Origin of the sequence: Zavarzinia sp. CC-PAN008 (genome assembly GCF_051903925.1) — a bacterium.
Lineage (GTDB): Bacteria > Pseudomonadota > Alphaproteobacteria > Zavarziniales > Zavarziniaceae.
Map to the genome: position 1 here is coordinate 4,254,541 of NZ_CP173678.1, position 17,606 is coordinate 4,272,146.

Consider the following 17,606-nt stretch of genomic DNA (forward strand, 5'->3'; position numbering starts at 1 on the left):
CGGGTCTTCGGCGGTCCCGCCTGGCCGATCCAGGTTTCCACCACGCCCGTTCGGAGCCGATCATAGTCCCAGTTCAGGGGGTGCACATCCGGCTCAGGCCGCGCCGATGGCGATGAGGCTGCGCGCCGCGTCGAGGATCGACTGACGCGCGGGCCGCGAGCGCCAGCCCAGCAGGTGCTCGGCCTTTCCTGCGCTGAAGACCCGGCGCAGGCCCAGATTGGGCGTCACCTGCCGCAGGTCCCGGTCGAACATTGCGCCCAGGCGGACCAGGAAGTCGGGGGCAAGCTTCGTCGGCACGCGGGCCGCCTGCTCGCCCAGTTCGCTACGCAGGATCTGCGCCACATCGGCCAGCCACAGGAACTCCCCTGCCGCGATCAGGCGCTGGCCCGCCGCCTGGGACGCGGTCATGGCGTCGACGTGCAGGGCGGCCAGGTCGCGCACATCCACGAAGGTGAAGCCCAGGCGCGGCAGCCGCGGCATCGCCCCCTTCAGCAGGCGCTGCAGCACCGTGACCGAGCCGCCGATGTCCGGACCCAGGACCGGCCCCTGGACGAAGGCAGGCAGGATCGTGGTCAGGGCCAGGCCTTCGCGCTCGGCAATCGCCCAGGCCTCGCGCTCCGCCAGGGTCTTGGAGCGCGTGTAGCTGGTGTCGTCCAGCGCATCGACCGCACTCCAGACCGTCTCATCCGATGCCGTGCCGCCGGACGCCGGGGGCTCCGCCGCGACGACGGACGATGTCATGACGACACGCGCCACCCCGGCAGTCCGGGCGGCGCGCAGCACGCGACCCGCCCCGTCCCGCGCCGGGCTCACCAGGTCCTTGCCCGAGTATTCGCCAATCCCCAGGGGCGAGGCGACATGCTGGACGAAGCGCACGCCCTGCATCGCCCCGCCCCAGCCCTCGTCCGACAGCAGGTCCGCCACGGCGAATTCAAGGCGCCCAGCGGCGTCCAGCTGGGTTGCGATCGCGGCGCGCACCTCGGCCTCGCGCGAGAGGCTGCGCAGGGTCGCGCGCACGCGGTAGCCGCGCCGCAGCAGCTCGACGATGACCCAGCCCGCGATATAGCCGGACCCACCCGTCACCAGGACCAGGTCACCCCCATCCACATTCGCCACGTCGTCCTCCAGGTAGTCACCATTGGTGACTTGATCTAGAACGGTGACTGGACAGGGCTCAAGAAGGCACCTTCATGAAACTGGGGCACATCGAACTCCCCTCCGCGACCTGCCGCGCGGTGGGGCAGGTCCTGGCGCGGATCGGCGACAAGTGGTCGGTCCTGGTCATCATCCTGCTGTCACACCGCAGCCATCGCTTCAACGAGTTGCGGCGGGAGATTCCGGTCGTCTCGCAGAAGATGCTGACGACCACGCTGCGCGGACTGGAACGCGACGGCTTCGTCACGCGCACGGTAACGCCCAGCATTCCGCCGCGGGTGGACTATGCCCTGACCGACCTGGGGCGCGACGTGCTGGTGCCGCTCAACGCGGTCGCGCACTGGGCCCTGGAGCACCAGGAGACGGTGCTTGCCGCGCGCGCCGCCTATGACGCGCGGGCCGAGGCGGCCTGAACCTCAGGCGGCCGCCAGCCGGTCGATCAGGGCGTCCATCATGGCGTCGCAGCGGGCCATCTGGTCACGCGTCACGAACTCGTCCGGCTTGTGGCCCTGGTCCATGGAGCCGGGGCCGCAGACGACGGCGGGGATGCCGAGTTCCTGGTCGAACAGGCCGCCTTCGGTGCCGAAGGCCAGCTTGATCCGCTCGTTGCCGCCGATCAGGCCGGCGACGAAGGCGACCACCTCCGCCCCCGGATCGGTCGCCAGGCCCGGATAGCCCCACGCGACCGAGACATCGACCGCGGCGGCCGGGAATTCGGTGCGGGAGGCCGCGGCCACTGCCTCGGCATCGGCCATGATCGCGGCGATCAGCGCGGCGTCGTCCTCCTCCGCGATGGTGCGGATCTCGAAATCCAGGGTGCAGCGGTCGGGCACGATGTTGAGGGCGATGCCACCCGCGATCCGGCCCACATGGATCGTCGAATAGGGCACGTCATAGGCCGCATCGCGCTTGCCGTGCTCGGCCAGGTGCTGCTGCCGGGCGCGCAGACGGGCGATGAAGTCCGCCGCCAGATGGATCGCGTTGAGGCCGGTCGGCGCCAGCGCCGAATGGGCGGCGTGGCCGCAGCATGTGGCGGTCAGCGCCGTCTTGCCCTTGTGCCCCAGGCCCACCTGCATCGAGGTCGGCTCGCCCACGATCGCCATCAGCGGTCTGACCGGCCATGCCGCCATGTCGGCGATCAGGCTGCGCACGCCGATGCAGCCGATCTCCTCGTCATGGCTCAGCGCCAGGTTCAGCGGGATGGCCAGGTCCCGCCCCGCCGCGCGATCGAAGGCGGCAAGTGCGCTCGCGACAAAGCCCTTCATGTCGGCCGTGCCGCGGCCATAGAGCCGCCCCGCCCCCTCGCTCAAGGCAAAGGGGTCCCGGGTCCAGGCCTGGCCGTCGACCGGCACGACGTCGCTATGGCCGGACAGCATGATGCCGGGCCGGTCCTTCGGCCCCAGATGGGCATAGAGATTGGCCTTCTGCCCCGTGCCGTCGGGGACCAGCATCACCTCTGCCCCGCGTGCCTTCAGGAAGTCGGCGCAGAAGTCGATCAGGTTGATGTTCGGGTTGCGGCTGACCGTGGGAAAGGCGATCAGGCGCTCCAGCAGCGCGATGCTGTCCATGGTCGATCCTTCGGCTAGGCCACGCGCGATTGTGCAGCGCGTCATGGCGATCCTGGCAAAGCTTGGCCGCCCGCGCGAGGGCGCAGTTGCCACAAGGGCAACGACCGCGCTCCAATCGTTTCCGCTTCAGATGTTGGGGGGACTGGTTCGATGCGCAATCGCCTGATCGCGACGACCCTGGCCGCGATGCTCCTCGGCTCGGGCCCGGTTGCGGCCGAGCAGGTCCTGCACCGCGGCAATGCGGCCGAGCCCGAATCGATCGACCCGCACAAGTCGACCGGCGTGTCGGAGAACGTGATCCAAAACGACCTGTTTGAAGGCCTTGTCGCGTTCGCCGCCGACGGCAGCCTGATCCCCGGGGCCGCGGCAAGCTGGACCGTTTCCGACGACGGCCTGGTCTATACCTTCACGCTGCGGGCCGAGGGCAAGTGGTCGGACGGCAGCCCGGTCACGGCGGACGACTTCGTCTATTCGCTGCGGCGGGCGGTCGATCCCGCGACCGCCTCGGACTATGCGCCGATCCTGTCGCCCATCGTCGGCGCCGACGCGATCACCGGCGGCACGGAGAAGGCCCCGGAGACGCTGGGCGTGAAGGCCCTGGCGCCGAATAGGCTGGAGATCCGGCTGCGCGCCTCCACCCCCTATTTCCTGGGCCTGCTGGCGCACAACATCGCCTTTCCCGTTAAGCAGTCGGTGGTGGAGCAGTTCGGCCAGCAATGGACGCGGCCCGGCAACATCGTGGGCAACGGTGCGTTCCGCCTGACCGAGTGGGTGCCGCAGTCGCAGATCACGGCCGTGCCGAACGAGCTTTTCCACGACCGCGCCAGCGTGAAGCTGGACACGGTCGTGTACTACCCGCTGGAGGACATGGCGGAGGAGCTGAAGCGCTATCGCGCCGGCGAGCTCGACGTCACCTATGACGTGCCGTCCGACCAGATCAAGCGGATGGCCGCCGAACGGCCGGACGAGTTCAAGAACACCCCCTATTTCGGGACCTATTTCTACGTCATCAACCTGACGCGGGAGCCGCTCGGCAGCCAGCTCCCGATCCGCCGCGCCCTGTCCATGGCGCTGGACCGTGACGTGCTGACCGACAAGATCACGCAAGGCGGCGAGCTTCCGGCCTATGGCTTCGTGCCGCCCGGCGTCCCCGGCTATGACGCCCAGGCCGCCGACTACGCATCCATGTCCCAGACCGACCGAACAGCCGAGGCCAAGCGGTTGCTGGCGGAGGCGGGCTACGGCCCCGACAACCCGCTGAACGTCGAGATCCTCTACAACACGAACGAGAACCACCGGAAGATTGCGGTTGCCGTCGCCGCGATGTGGAAGCCCCTGGGGGTCGAGACGACGCTGACCAACCAGGAATGGAAGGTCTATCTGGAGACACGCGACCAGAAGCAGTTCGAACTGGCCCGCGCCGCCTGGATCGGCGACTACGTCGATCCCAGCAGCTTCCTGGACCTGTTCATCTCGACCGCGGGGGTGCGCAACGATTCCGGCTACGACAACAAGGCCTATGACGAGATCCTGGCAACCGCCGCCATGACGACGGACCCGGCCGCCCGCTTCGACCTGCTGGAACGGGCCGAGGCGATGATGCTGGCGGACCAGCCCCTGATCCCGATCTACACCTACACCTCCCAGCACATGGTCAGCCCCAAGGTGAAGGGCTGGGAATTCAACGTCCTCGACATCCACCCCGCCCGCTGGCTCAGCAAGGCGGAGTAGAGTCAGTACAAAATGCACAATTTGTCAAAACCTGTCCGATCAATTTGCAACAAAAACCTCTTCTTACTCAAACTGTATTCCCCCAAATGCATCTTCTGTACTTAGAAGTCCATGCCTCCATCCAACCCATCGATAACTCCGAGATGGGTTAGGACAACGTCCAATATTGACACCAGAAATACCAATACCAATAGCCCACCGGCGACATAGATCAAGCCAAGGAACACCGGGATAGCGACTAGCCCGACTGCAATCCCAGAAAGATCAACAACATCCGATGGCATACTCAGCCAAGTATATAAAGCAGAGGCAATAACTCCGGTCACTATTTCGATCAGTCGTGACTTTATGAAGTCGATAGCCTTCCGCATCCGAGTGTCTCCCCCATTCAAGGAAACGATGTGATTGGTCGTACAACCTTGAACGACGATCTTATGCTTTCCGAAAGAGAAGCCGACATTGCCCATATTGACAACGAAACAAACAGCATTATGTCATCAATCCAACCTAATCCGAGCAAGAAATCCGGAATCAAATCGATTGGAAGCAAAAAGTAAGCCAAGCTAACTGTAAGAGCTATTATACCCTTAAGTGACAATTTAAGAGCAATGACACCCACCTTAACAACTAGTAGAAATACAATACATAGTGAACCCATGGGCACCCATATAATATAAACCGTCCACTCCCCAAGCGCCTTAATAAACTGTCCAGGCCCCCTCAAAAACGACCCAAAAATAACCAAGAAATAGCACGAAATTCCAGATAAAATAAGAATGTCGATTATAGTAATAATTTTGATGTTTTCACGCCATAGGTAAAGCAGTCCAATTGGAATTACTATCATCAACATCAATCTGGCGGCCAACCCTACAGCAGAGGCCTTCATGACGCATCCTCTATTACAAAGAACACAAATATAAGCAAAAACCATCATAAAATCAACTCTTGGATGCACAACACCAGGAGCAGAGCTTGACAGAATTCGTGGTCCTATCCCGACGCAGTGCTTTGCCCTTGGCCCGCACTGCAGGAAGCTCAAACTTACAACATCAAAAGGTAGCGCGCGCGAACATTACGTTGTTCTAGCTTCACCCAGAGAAGAAGGGGATAAAACCCAACACATGGTGTATTTTGCTTAGTCTTGTAGGTTTTCCCGCAGGGTTTTGCCCGTATAGGCGGTCCGATAGACGCCGCGGCGCTGAAGCTCGGGCACGACCTGGGCGACGAAGTCCTCGTACATGCCGGGGAAAGTCGTGGGCGGCATGACGAAGCCGTCGCAGGCGCCCGACTGCAGCAGGTCCTGCATGCGGTCGGCGACATCCGTCGCGGTGCCGACCAGCTGCGGGGTCATCTGACTGGCGCCGTAGTGCATGCAGGCCTCGCGCAGCGTCCAGCCATTCGCGTTGGCCCCCTGGATCAGGGCATCGAGCAGGCCGCCCACCGTCTGGTCGCGTGCCTCCAGCGTCACGGGCTTGTCCAGTTCCATGGTCGAAAGGTCCATGCCGATATGGCTGGAGACGGTGCACACCGCCATCTCAGGGTCGATCAGGTCGAACAGGTCCTGACGCCTGGCCTCGGCCGCGGCGGCACTCTCGCCCAGGATCACGTCGACCGCGGGCAGGATCACGCATTCGGATGGGTCCCGGCCGATCGCCGCCATGCGTTCGTGCATGTCCTTGCGGAAATCGATCATGTCCTGCTTGCCGTGCTGGATCGTGAAGATGATCTCGGCATGCCTGGCCGCGAATTCGCGACCGCGGGGGGATGAGCCCGCCTGCATGATGACCGGATGGCCCTGGGGACAGCGCGGCGTGGGCAGCGGTCCGCGCGTCGCGACATGGGTGCCCTTGTAGTTGGCGTAGTGCACCTTGGCCGGGTCGGCGAAGAAGTTGGCCGCCTTGTCCATGACCAGCGCCCCCTCCTCCCACGTATCCCACAGGGCCAGGCACGCCTCCACCGCCTCCTCGGCCTTGTCATAGCGGGTCTTGCGGTCGGGAATGCGCTCCATCCCGAAGTTCTGCGCTTCCAGATCCGCCGCCGATGTCACGACGTTCCAGGCAACCCGCCCGTTCGACAGGTGATCGAGGGAGCCGAGCAGCCGTGCGATGTGAAACGGATGGTAGAAGCTGGTCGACAGCGTGATGCCCAGGCCCAGGTGCCGCGTCGCCCGCGCGACATAGGGCAGGACCATCAGGGGATCGAGCAGGTTCATCTGGCCCGCCCGCGCCAGCGTCACGTCCATCCTGCCCTGGTAGGTGTCATAGATCCCGGACAGGTCCTCGAAGAACAGGCCGTCGAACTTGCCCGCCTCCAGCACGCGGGCCACGTGCTCGTACCGCTCGGGCGTCAAAAGGTCGGCAATCGCGGTGTCGGGGTGCCGCCACATGCCGTAATTGTGGCTGGTTGGCCCCGTCTTCATGAAGGCGATCAGGTGCAGATGCTTGCTCCGGTGCACGCTCATGCCTGGATCCCCCTCAGGTTGTCGCGCAGGGTCTTGCCCGTATAGGCGGTGCGGTAGATGCCGCGGCGCTGAAGTTCCGGCACGACCATGCGGGTGAAATCCTCGTACATGCCGGGGAAGGTCGTCGGCGTCAGGATGAAGCCGTCGCACGCCCCGCTTTCGAAGATCTCCTGCATGCGGTCGGCAATGGTCGTCGGGCTGCCGGCGATCTGGGGCGCCATGAAGCTGGTGGCGTAGCGGTGCGCCGCCTCGCGCAGGGTCAGGCCCTTGGAGTTGGTGGCGGAGACGATGGCGTCGAGCACGCCCTGGACCGTGATCTCCCGTCCCACCACGTCCAGCGGCTTGTCCAGGTCATAGCTCGACAGATCGACGCCGATATGCGCGGAGACGGTCGCGATGGCCAGGTCGGCATCGATCAGGCTGTCCAGGTACTGGCGCTTTTCCTCGGCAATCGCATCCGTCTCGCCCACGATGATGTCGAGGGAGGGCAGGATCACGCAGTCCTCAGGCTTGCGGCCGTGCACCGCCATGCGCCGGTGCATGTCCTGGCGATAGGCCAGCATGTCGGCCACGTCGTGCTGGATGGTGAAGATCACCTCCGCAAAGCGGGCCCCCACTTCCCGTCCGCGGGGCGACGATCCGGCCTGCATGATGACCGGGTGCCCCTGCGGACAGCGCGGGGTGGGCAGCGGCCCGCGCGTGCTGACATGCCTGCCCACATAATTGGCGTAGTGCACCTTTGATGGGTCGGCGAACGTGCCCGATGCCTTGTCCAGGATCAGCGCGCCGTCGTCCCAGCTGGCCCACAGTTTCAGCGCGGCCTCGACCGTCTCCTCCGCCCGCTGGTAGCGGGTGTCGCGGTCGCCGATCCGCGCCATGCCGAAGTTCTGCGCTTCGGCATCCTGGGCACTGGTGATGACGTTCCAGGCAACCCGCCCGCCTGAAAGATGATCGAGCGAACCCAGAAGTCGGGCAATATGGAACGGGTGGTAGAAGCTGGTGGACATCGTGATGCCCAGGCCCAGATGCTTCGTCGCCCGCGCCAGGTAGGGGAGCACGACCACCGGGTCGAGCAGGCTGATCTGGCCGCCACCTTTCAGGATCGCATCGAACTTGCCTTCGTGGGTGTCGAAGATGTTGCTCGTATCCTCGAAGAAGCAGGCATCGAAGAAGCCCGCTTCCAGCACCCGCGCCACATGCTCATAGCGTTCCGGCAGCAGCAGGTCGTGGAGCGGCGAGGCCGGATGCCGCCAGGCCCCATGGTGGTGAAAGGTCTGGCTGGTCTTCAGGTACGCGACGAGATGCATCTGACGCTTGGACATGCGGTCTCCCGGGAGAACTGCTGAAACGATCAAGCAAGTCCCATGCCGTGCTTTGCTGCGCCGCGCGTCTGTGCTGCGCTGGTGCAATGCGGATCACGGGGACGGTTGCGAGTCGCACGGCCGGGCAGACGGGGGCGGGCTCATGCTGCGCTATGCGCTGAGCCGCGTCATGGGGGCGATCCCCACGCTGTTCATCCTGGTGACCCTGGCCTTCTTCCTGGTGCGTTTGGCGCCGGGCGGCCCGTTCGACCGCGAGCGGGCCCTGCCGCCCGAAGTCGAGCGCAATCTGGCGGCGGCCTATCACCTGGATGAACCCCTGCCCCTGCAATACCTGCGCTATCTGCAGAACCTGGCCCAGGGCGATTTCGGGCCCAGCTTCAAGTACAAGGATTTCTCCGTCACCGAGCTGATCCTGGGCGGCTTTCCGACCTCCCTCCTGCTGGGTGGCACGGCCATGGTGCTGGCCTGCATTCTCGGCATCGGTCTTGGCCTGGTGGCGGCGGTGAAGCGCGAGCGCTGGCCCGACAGCCTGGTGATGGCGCTGGCCACGACCGGAATCGCCCTGCCCAATTTCGTCGTGGCGCCGCTGCTGACGCTGGTCTTCGGCCTGATGCTGGGCTGGCTCCAGATGGGCTGGGGGAGCAGCCCCACCCAGATGATCCTGCCGGTGATCGCCCTGGCGTTGCCCCAGGTCGCCTATATCGCCCGCCTGACCCGCGCCAGCCTGGTGGAGGTGCTGCGCAGTCCCTTCATCCGCATGGCGCGGGCCAAGGGCATGCCGGAAAAGGTCGTCCTGCTGCGCCATGCCTTGCGTCCCGCCCTGCTGCCCGTCGTCTCCTACCTCGGCCCCGCGACCGCGGCGATCGTCACCGGCTCCGTCGTGATCGAGCAGATCTTCGGCATTCCGGGGATCGGGCGCTACTTCATCCAGGGGGCACTGAATCGCGACTATACGCTGGTCCTGGGGGTCGTGATCTTCTACGGCGTCCTGATCATCGCGGCGAACCTGATCGTCGACCTGGCCTATGGCCTGCTCGACCCCAAGGTCCGACATGGCTGAGGCGCGCAATCCCTGGGCCACGATCGGCCGCGGGCGCAGCCTGTGGGCCGATGCCGTGTCGCGCCTGTTGCGCAATCCGGCCGCCATGCTGTCCATCCTGGTGCTGCTGGGCATGGCCGGCCTCTGCGTCATTGGGCCTTACCTCGCGCCACACGCCTATGACGCGGTCGACTGGGACGCCATATCCAGCCCGCCCGACTTCGCCCGGGGCTATTATTTCGGCACCGACGACAATGGCCGCGACCTGTTCAGCCGTACGCTGGAAGGCGGTCGCATCTCGCTCCTGGTGGGCCTGGCCGCCACCTGCGTCAGCCTGGTGATCGGCGTCGCCTGGGGCGCCATTGCGGGCTTCCTGGGGGGCCGCGTCGATGCCGTGATGATGCGGCTGGTCGATATTCTCTATGCCCTGCCCTTCATGTTCCTGGTGATCCTGCTGACCGTGTTCTTCGGGCGCAACATCGTCCTGCTGTTCGTGGCGCTCGGCGCCATCTGCTGGCTGGACATGGCACGCATCGTGCGCGGCCAGGCGCTGAGCTTGAAGCAGCGGGAATTCGTGGAGGCCGCACGCGCCGGCGGCGCCACGCAAGCAGCCATCATCCGCCGCCACATCATCCCCAACACGCTGGGGCCGGTCATTGTCTACGTCACCCTCACCGTGCCCACGATGATCCTGGCCGAGAGCTTCATCTCCTTCCTGGGCCTGGGCGTGCAGGAGCCGATGACCTCGTGGGGGGTGCTGATCGCCGACGGTGCCCGGCGCATGGAGACGGAGCCCTGGGCCCTCATCTTCCCGGCGGCGTTCCTGGCGGTCACCCTGCTCTGCTTCAACCTGCTGGGCGACGGACTGCGCGATGCTCTCGACCCCGCCGAGCGCTGAGGCCGACGCGCCTCCACCCGTGGCTGCGGCGGACGCGCCGCTGCTGGTGGTCGATCGCCTTTCCGTTCGCTTCCCCACGCGCGACGGGATGGTCCATGCCGTCACCGACGTCTCGTTCGAACTGCCGGCCGGCGCGACCTTGGGTGTGGTCGGTGAATCGGGCTCCGGCAAGACGCAGATGGTGATGGCGATGCTGGGCCTGCTGCCCGGCCGGGGTCGTACCACGGGCCGCGTCGTGTTCGAGGGGACGGACCTGCTGGTCGCGCCGCGCCGCGACCTGGACCGCATCCGCGGCCGGCGCATCGGCACCGTGTTCCAGGACCCGATGACGGCGCTCAACCCCTTCCTGACCGTGCGGCGCCAGATGACGGAGGTGCTGCTCCATCACGAGGGTCTGCACGACAAGGCGGCCCTGGCCCGCTCGGTCGAGATGCTGGACCGCGTCGGCATCCCGGACGCCAGGCGCCGCATCGCTGACTACCCCCACGAATTCTCGGGCGGCCAGCGCCAGCGGATCGCCATCGCCATCGCCATGCTTTGCCGCCCCCGCCTGCTGATCGCGGATGAGCCGACGACGGCCCTCGACGTCACGGTCCAGGCCCAGGTGCTGGAGCTGATGCGCGACCTGGTGCGCGACAGCGGCACCGCCATCATCCTGATCAGCCATGACCTGGGCGCCATTGCCGGCCTCGCCGACGGCGTCATGGTCATGTATGGCGGCCGCATGGCCGAGATCGGCATGGCCGAGGAAGTCTTCCGCGACCCCGCCCACCCCTATACCCAGGCCCTGCTGGCGGCGTCCCCGCGCCTGGACGGGCCGCGCGGCGGCGAACTCGCGACCCTCCCGGGGCAACCGCCCAGCCTGGTCGCGCCGGGGGAGGCCTGCGCCTTTGCCCCCCGCTGCGCCCGCGCCTTCGCCCGCTGCAAGAGCAAGCGCCCCACCCTCTTCCCGGTGGGCGAGGAACAGGCCGCCGCCTGCTTCCTCTACGAGGTGCGGAGTTGAGCGGGGCCCTGCTCCAGGTTCAGGACCTGAAGGTCCACTTCACCCTGCGGCAGCAGCGCCTGTTCCGGCGCGTGCCGGTCACCGTGCGCGCGCTCGACGGCCTGAACCTGGCGCTGAATGCGGGCGAGGTGCTGGGCATCGTGGGCGAATCCGGCTCCGGCAAGTCGACCCTGGGCCGCGCCATCCTGCGGCTCGTCGAGCCGACAGAGGGACGCATCCTGTGGGACGGCCAGCCCATGGCCGACCTCTCTCCGGAGGGCCTGCGGCAGCGCCGGCGTGAGCTTCAGGTGATCTTCCAGGACCCGCTGGCGGCACTGGACCCGCGCATGACGGTGCACGAGATCGTGGCCGAACCCTTGCGCAATTTCGGCGTGGGGCGAGAGGACCGCACCGCCCGCGCGATCGAGGCCCTGCGCGCCGTGGGCCTCAGCCCCGAATACCGCAATCGCTATCCGCACGAGTTCTCTGGCGGCCAGTGCCAGCGCATCGCCATTGCCCGCGCGCTCGTCCTGCGCCCCCGCCTGATCGTCTGCGACGAGCCGGTGTCGGCCCTCGACGTCTCGATCCAGGGCCAGATCGTCAACCTGCTGGCCCGGCTTCAGCGCGAAACGGGCGCAGCACTTCTGTTCATCAGCCACAACCTGGCCGTGGTCCGCCATATCAGCCAGCGCGTGGCCGTCCTCTACCTGGGCAAGCTCGCCGAGAGTGCGCCGACCGAGCGCCTCTATCGCGAACCCAAGCACCCCTATACCCGTGCCCTGCTGGCGGCGATCCCGGTGCCCGACCCGGTGCGTGAACGGGCCCGGCCGCCGCTGCCCCTGCGCGGCGACCCGCCCTCACCCCTCGATCCGCCATCCGGCTGCCGCTTCCGCACCCGCTGCCCGCACGCCACCGACCTCTGCGCCGCGGTCGAGCCGGAGCTTGAGACCATCGCCCCCAACCACATCGTCGCCTGCCACCACTGGCGCGACTGGGACTGAGCTGCCGCACCTGGGATTGAGGCTGCCGCCTATGCCGCCTTGCGCGGCCTCCGGGCGAGCGGCCCGCGCTCCAGCGCCATGACCGCCATCAGGGCCGAGCCGATGGCCCGGTGACCCGTGGCCAAGGGCGGGCGCGGCCGGTCGGCGCGGGGCGCAGTGCCCAGCGCACGCGCCAGGGCCGCGCCCAGCTGGTCCAGCGCCTGGCGCGCGCCGCGGAACACCACGTCGAACATGACGAAGCCATGCACCTGGCCGGCAAAGTGCAGGTGCTCGACCGGCACGCCTGCCGCCTTCAGCCTCTCGACATAGGCCAGGCCATCATCCCGCAAGGGGTCATAGCCACAGGTCAGGACGACGGCCGGGGCCGCACCGCGCAGCTCCGCCCGGGCGGGGGACACCCGCGGGTCGGTCAGGTCGACATCGGCGCGCAGGTTGGACAGGACCCAGGCCAGGCTGTCCCGCGTCAGCAGATAGCCGGCCGCGTTCTCGTTGATCGACGGCCGCTCCAGCGTCATGTCGGTCACGGGATAAAGCAGCAGCTGCAAGGCCAGGGCCGGCCCCTCCCCCGCCGCACAGCGCGCGGCGACGGACGCCGCCAGGCAGCCGCCAGCCGAATCGCCGCCGACCGCGATTCGCGCGGGGTCCAGGCCATGCGCGGCCCCCTGCGCCGCCAGCCAGCGCACCGCCGCCAGGGCATCCTCGTGCCCCGCCAGCAGGCCATGGCGATGGGCCAAGCGATAGGTGATTGCAGCAACCGCCGCCCCGCTGCGATTGGCCAGGGCCCGGCACGTGCCCTCGGCCACGAACTGGTCGCCCGTAACGAAGCCGCCGCCATGGAACCAGGCCAGCACCGGCCAGCCGGTCGCCGGCGCCGGCCCCGCGGGCACATAGAGGCGGATCGCGATCGGCCCACCCGGGCCCACCGCGCTCAAACGCTCGACCCGGCCCACCGGCTCGCGGCTCGACAGCGCCCAGACGACGGAGCGCACCGACCGATGGACCTGGCGCGGCGAGCGCCCGGCCAGGCTGCGCGGCGCGACGACATTGGCGATCCGCAGGAACGAACGCACTTCGGGATCAGGCAGGCGCGCACGCCAGCCGCCGTTCAGAGTGTCCAACGCAGAAACCCTCCTCGCGGGCCCATCCCCGTCGACGCACGCCGACCGGGCCCGCTCCCGATCTTGGCCCGCTCACCCCGCTCGTGAAGTGCGCGCCGCCCCCGCCACCCCCGATGTCCCAGACTGGTCACATGCAAAAGGCGCCCCGGCTCAGCCCTAGGCCCAGAGCGGCTCGACCTCGGCGCGCGACAGGGCCGCACCGCCGCCCATGATCGTCGCCAGCAGCGCCGCGGCCGGCGGTACGCGCTGCGCCACGAAGAAGCGGGTCAGCTGCACCCGCCCCAGGGCCTGCGCCTCCCCCTGCGCCAGGGCGGCTTCGGCCTGGGCCAGCAGGAAATGACCGCCCGCGACCGACCCGAACAGCTCCAGGAACGGCGTGGCCCCGGCCAGGGCGTCCTCGCCGCCCTGCGCGGTCAGCCAGTCGGCCGCCTGGACCAGCGCGTCGATGCCGGGCTGCAACGTCGCCGCCGCAGCACCCAGCGCCGCGTGCGACGCCAGTCGCGCCGCCGTCGCCCGCATGTCGGCCACCAGGCTGTCGAAGGCCGCCCGGGGTGCGCCCGTCAGCTTGCGGGTCACCAGGTCGATCGCCTGGATGCCATTGGTCCCCTCATAGATCGGGCAGATGCGCGAATCGCGCAGGTGCTGGGCTGCCCCCGTCTCCTCGACAAAGCCCATGCCGCCATGGATCTGCACACCGAGGGAGGTCAGCTCAACCCCCCGGTCGGTGCACCAGCCCTTGGACACCGGCGTCAGCAGGTCGGCCATCGCCCGCTCCGCCTCGCGCGCGCCCTGGTCAGGCAGCGCGCGCGACAGGTCGATCGCCAGGGCATTGCGCAGCACCAGTGCCCGCATGGCCAGGATCGTGCTCTTCATGGTCATCAGCATGCGCCGCACGTCGGCATGCTCGATGATGGGGGACGAGGTCTCCTTCGACCCCAGCGCCCGACCCTGGCGCCGCTCCTGGGCAAAGGCCAAAGCCTGCTGGTAGGCGCGCTCGCTGACCGCCAGGCCCTGCACGCCGACCGACAGGCGGGCATTGTTCATCATGGTGAACATGGCGGCCAGGCCGCGGTGCTGCTGACCGATCAGGTAGCCCACGCAATTGCCGTTGTCGCCATAGGCCATGGTGCAGGTCGGGCTGCCATGAATGCCCAGCTTGTGCTCGATCGAGACGCAGCGCAGATCGTTGCGCTGACCCAGGCTGCCGTCCGCGTTGACCAGGAACTTGGGCACGATGAAGCAGGAAATGCCGCGCGTCCCCTCCGGCGCGTCGGGCGTGCGGGCCAGGACCAGGTGGACGATGTTCTCGACCAGGTCATGCTCGCCGAAGGTGATGAAGATCTTGGACCCCTGGATGCGCCAGGTGCCGTCCCCGGCCGGCACGGCACGGGTCTTGATCGTGCCCAGGTCGGACCCCGATTGCGGCTCGGTCAGGTTCATCGTGCCCGTCCAGCGCCCCTCGATCATCGGCGCCAGGTAGGTGGCCTTCTGCTCCTCGGTCCCGTGGGTGGAGATCGCCTCGACCGCACCCTGGTTCAGCAGCATGACCAGGCCAAAGGCCAGGTTGGCCGACGACCACAATTCCTGGATCGCGACGGCCAGCGTGAACGGCAGGCCCTGCCCGCCATGTTCGGGATCGAAGGCAAGGCCCGGCCAACCACCATCGGCATAGGCGCGATAGGCTTCGCGGAAGCCCGTGGGCGTCCGCACCACGCCGTTCTCGACGCTGCAGCCTTCGCGGTCGCCCACCTCGTTCAGCGGCGCTAGCACGTCGGCCGCCAGCTTGCCCGCCTCTTCCAGGATCTGGTTCACGAGCTCGGGGCTCGCCTGCTCGAACGGCTCCAGCGCGCCCAGGCGGTCCAGCCCGCCCGCCGTGGAGAGGGCGAAGTGAAGGTCGGACAGGGGGGCACGATAGGGCTGCATCTTCTGCTCCTGGCTGCGGACCCCGGGTCGCTCTGGTGGCGGCGCTTCATGGCGCGTCGTCGTGCGCGGGGCGGCGCACAGGATTACAGAATCTGCGCGCCGCGTGGTAGACCGCTCGACCATGACACCACGGATCGCGCAACCGGATCTTGAGGCGATTGCCGAGGGCGCGCGCCTGCTGCGGCTGGGCGCGCTGGTCGCGTTCCCGACGGAAACGGTCTATGGCCTGGGGGCGGACGCCGGCAACGATCGTGCCGTTGCCGCCATCTATGCGGCCAAGGGGCGGCCCAGCTTCAATCCCCTGATCGCCCATGTGCCGGACCTTCAGGCGGCGCAGGCGCTGGCGGACTTCGACCCGCTGGCGCTCCGGCTGGCCCATGCCTTCTGGCCGGGTGGCTTGACCCTGGTCCTTCCGCGCCGGGCAGAGGCGCGCCTGTCGCATCTGGTGACGGCGGGGCTGGAGACGGTGGCGGTGCGGGTGCCGGCCCACCCCGTCGCCCTGGCCCTGCTGGCGGCAGCCGGCGTGCCCGTTGCGGCCCCCAGCGCCAACCCCTCCGGCCGCCTCAGCCCGACGGAAGCCCAGGCCGTCGCAGATGGCTTCGGCGACGCATTGCCCCTGGTGATCGACGGGGGCCGTTGCCCGGTCGGCCTGGAATCGACGGTGCTGGCGACCCAGGGCGGCCGGGCCACGCTATTGCGGCCTGGCGCCATCCCGCGCGACGCGATCGAGGCGATTGCCGGCCCCCTCCTCGTCCCCGACGTCGACGCGAACCGCCCCGCCTCGCCCGGCCAGTTGGCCAGCCACTACGCCCCGCGCCTGCCCCTGCGCCTGGATGCGACGGAGGTGAGGGTGGGGGAGGCGCTGCTCGCCTTCGGTCCGGCGTCGGCGCCGGGGCCTGCCCATGCCCTCCTGAACCTCTCGCCCACGGCCGACCTGGTGGAGGCTGCGGCCAACCTGTTCGCCATGCTGCGCCGCCTTGATGCCAGCGGCGCGTCGGCGATCGCCGTGATGCCGATCCCGTCCCATGGCCTGGGCGAAGCGATCCGGGACCGCCTCACCCGCGCCGCCGCACCGCGCGGCCCGACGTCCTAGCGGCGTCGTGCCTGGCGCCACAGGTCGGCCAGCAGGAGCAGCGCCGCCAGCACCGCCGCCCCTCCGATCGCGAAGGCGACACCGGCCCCCGCGGCCGCGATCGCCAGCCCGACCAGCGGCGCCGTCAGGCCAAGCGATACGTCGATGAAGGCGGTGAAGCCGCCCACGGCCCGGCCGCGATCGGCCACGGGAAGGCGCCGTACCGCCTCCAGCCCCATCGACGGATACATCAGCGAATAGCCAAGGCCAGTCAGGACGCCGCCGGCCACCGCCATGACCGACCCGTCCGCGCCCCACAGGACCAGCTGGCCCATGCCCTGGACCAGCAGCGACCAGAAGGCGACGCGGATGCCAGCCAGCCGGTCGGGCAGGCGGCCGAACAGGATGCGCACGGCGATGTAGCCCACGCCGAATCCGGTCAGGACCAGCCCCGCCCCCTGCCAGCCCATGGCCGTGAAATAGAGGGCGATGAACGCCGACATGATCGCGAACGGGACATTGGCCAGGGCCTGGATCGTCCCGGCCCGCCAGATCAGGCCCAGCACGCGATGGAACGGCGTCCGCTCGCCGGCGACAGTCGCCACCGGCCGGGTCGCCAATGCGACGACCAGGGCCACAGCGGGCGCAGCGGCCGCACAGGCCGACACCGCCGCAAAGCCACCCCAATCCATCAGCGCCAGGCCCAGCGGCGCACCCAGGCCCAGGGCCGCGTACATCGCGATGCCCTGCCAGGCCATGACCTCGCCCGTCCGCTCGGGGCCCAGGCGGCCGATCCCCCAGCTCATGGTGCCCGTGATGATGCAGCTCTCGGCCAGCCCCATGCCCAGGCGCCCGACCAGCAGGACGGCGACCGCCAGGATCGGAGACGCCTCCAGACCGGCCGAGGTCAGGTAGAGCAGCCCGCAAGCAGACGCCAGGGCCAGGCCCCACAGGACCACGACCTTGGCGCCGCGCCGATCGGCCTGCGAGCCGGCCATGAATCGGGTCAGAACCGTGACGGCGGCCTGGGCGCCGATCACGATCCCGGCGATAAGCTCGTCAAAGCCCAGGACGTGCGCGACCTGCAGCGAAAGGGCCGGCAGCGGCACGCTGACCGCCAGGAAGCCGGCGAAGATGATGGCGACGACGGGCGCCTGGTCCAGGAAGGCCGGGACCGTCGAGGTGCGCCCGGACGCCTTGGCGCTGGGGCCGGATGTTGCGTCGGAAACCACGACGCAGAGATTGCACAGGGAACGGACAGGCGCTCAGCGCGAATGCTGCATGGCTCGCATCGCCTGACAAATGGGCTGGCCCGACTGTGAAACCCGCTGCC

At 68.0% G+C, this 17,606-nt stretch carries 15 protein-coding genes; 7 read left to right on the forward strand and 8 right to left on the reverse strand.

The window, feature by feature from the left end:
• Positions 1-93: 93 nt before the first annotated feature.
• Positions 94-1,116 carry an NAD-dependent epimerase/dehydratase family protein gene (locus tag ACI6GS_RS19890; protein WP_439815206.1) on the reverse strand — a complete coding sequence of 341 codons (1,023 nt, stop codon included), beginning with the start codon at positions 1,114-1,116 and terminating at the stop codon, positions 94-96.
• A gap of 74 nt (positions 1,117-1,190) precedes the next feature.
• Here ACI6GS_RS19890 and ACI6GS_RS19895 point away from each other — a divergent pair, with 74 nt between their 5' ends.
• Complete coding sequence (locus ACI6GS_RS19895) at positions 1,191-1,568, forward strand: winged helix-turn-helix transcriptional regulator (RefSeq protein ID WP_439815207.1); 378 nt, start codon at positions 1,191-1,193, stop codon at positions 1,566-1,568.
• Between the two features lie 3 nt (positions 1,569-1,571).
• Here ACI6GS_RS19895 and argE read toward each other — a convergent pair whose 3' ends face one another.
• Positions 1,572-2,723: an acetylornithine deacetylase gene (gene argE / locus ACI6GS_RS19900; RefSeq protein WP_439815208.1), complete on the reverse strand. Its 1,152-nt coding sequence runs from the start codon at positions 2,721-2,723 to the stop codon at positions 1,572-1,574.
• Between the two features lie 150 nt (positions 2,724-2,873).
• On the opposite strand from argE, the gene ACI6GS_RS19905 reads away from it, so the two are divergent.
• Positions 2,874-4,454, forward strand: a complete 1,581-nt coding sequence (locus ACI6GS_RS19905; RefSeq protein WP_439815209.1) for a peptide ABC transporter substrate-binding protein — start codon at positions 2,874-2,876, stop codon at positions 4,452-4,454.
• Positions 4,455-4,842: 388 nt separating this feature from the next.
• Here ACI6GS_RS19905 and ACI6GS_RS19910 read toward each other — a convergent pair whose 3' ends face one another.
• The 3 genes from ACI6GS_RS19910 to ACI6GS_RS19920 form a co-directional block, all read right to left on the reverse strand.
• Positions 4,843-5,391: a YkvA family protein gene (locus ACI6GS_RS19910; RefSeq protein WP_439817993.1), complete on the reverse strand. Its 549-nt coding sequence runs from the start codon at positions 5,389-5,391 to the stop codon at positions 4,843-4,845.
• Between the two features lie 201 nt (positions 5,392-5,592).
• Entirely contained in the window at positions 5,593-6,918 is a 1,326-nt protein-coding gene (locus ACI6GS_RS19915) for an LLM class flavin-dependent oxidoreductase (RefSeq protein WP_439815210.1), read from the reverse strand.
• On the reverse strand, positions 6,915-8,240 hold the full coding sequence (locus ACI6GS_RS19920) for an LLM class flavin-dependent oxidoreductase (protein WP_439815211.1): 1,326 nt from the start codon (positions 8,238-8,240) through the stop codon (positions 6,915-6,917). Before ACI6GS_RS19920 ends, ACI6GS_RS19915 begins: the two co-directional genes overlap by 4 nt.
• 142 nt (positions 8,241-8,382) lie before the next feature.
• On the opposite strand from ACI6GS_RS19920, the gene oppB reads away from it, so the two are divergent.
• Genes oppB through ACI6GS_RS19940 form a run of 4 tightly spaced genes read left to right on the forward strand, consistent with a single transcriptional unit; the run spans position 8,383 to position 12,160 of the window.
• On the forward strand, positions 8,383-9,300 hold the full coding sequence (gene oppB, locus ACI6GS_RS19925) for an oligopeptide ABC transporter permease OppB (RefSeq protein ID WP_439815212.1): 918 nt from the start codon (positions 8,383-8,385) through the stop codon (positions 9,298-9,300).
• Positions 9,293-10,177 carry an ABC transporter permease subunit gene (locus tag ACI6GS_RS19930; RefSeq protein ID WP_439815213.1) on the forward strand — a complete coding sequence of 295 codons (885 nt, stop codon included), beginning with the start codon at positions 9,293-9,295 and terminating at the stop codon, positions 10,175-10,177. The genes oppB and ACI6GS_RS19930 overlap by 8 nt, the downstream gene beginning before the upstream one ends.
• 19 nt (positions 10,178-10,196) lie before the next feature.
• A complete protein-coding gene (locus tag ACI6GS_RS19935) occupies positions 10,197-11,180 on the forward strand; it encodes an ABC transporter ATP-binding protein (protein WP_439815214.1) in 984 nt (327 codons plus the stop codon).
• Positions 11,177-12,160: an ABC transporter ATP-binding protein gene (locus ACI6GS_RS19940; RefSeq protein ID WP_439815215.1), complete on the forward strand. Its 984-nt coding sequence runs from the start codon at positions 11,177-11,179 to the stop codon at positions 12,158-12,160. The genes ACI6GS_RS19935 and ACI6GS_RS19940 overlap by 4 nt, the downstream gene beginning before the upstream one ends.
• A 29-nt stretch (positions 12,161-12,189) precedes the next feature.
• Here ACI6GS_RS19940 and ACI6GS_RS19945 read toward each other — a convergent pair whose 3' ends face one another.
• Together ACI6GS_RS19945 and ACI6GS_RS19950 are read right to left on the reverse strand one after the other, a co-directional pair.
• Positions 12,190-13,278: an alpha/beta hydrolase fold domain-containing protein gene (locus ACI6GS_RS19945; RefSeq protein ID WP_439815216.1), complete on the reverse strand. Its 1,089-nt coding sequence runs from the start codon at positions 13,276-13,278 to the stop codon at positions 12,190-12,192.
• A 156-nt stretch (positions 13,279-13,434) separates the two neighbouring features.
• Entirely contained in the window at positions 13,435-15,201 is a 1,767-nt protein-coding gene (locus ACI6GS_RS19950) for an acyl-CoA dehydrogenase (RefSeq protein ID WP_439815217.1), read from the reverse strand.
• A gap of 121 nt (positions 15,202-15,322) precedes the next feature.
• On the opposite strand from ACI6GS_RS19950, the gene ACI6GS_RS19955 reads away from it, so the two are divergent.
• Complete coding sequence (locus tag ACI6GS_RS19955; protein ID WP_439815218.1) at positions 15,323-16,294, forward strand: L-threonylcarbamoyladenylate synthase; 972 nt, start codon at positions 15,323-15,325, stop codon at positions 16,292-16,294.
• Here ACI6GS_RS19955 and ACI6GS_RS19960 read toward each other — a convergent pair.
• On the reverse strand, positions 16,291-17,505 hold the full coding sequence (locus tag ACI6GS_RS19960) for an MFS transporter (RefSeq protein ID WP_439815219.1): 1,215 nt from the start codon (positions 17,503-17,505) through the stop codon (positions 16,291-16,293). The two genes, ACI6GS_RS19955 and ACI6GS_RS19960, sit on opposite strands and share 4 nt — an antisense overlap.
• Positions 17,506-17,606: the final 101 nt, after the last annotated feature.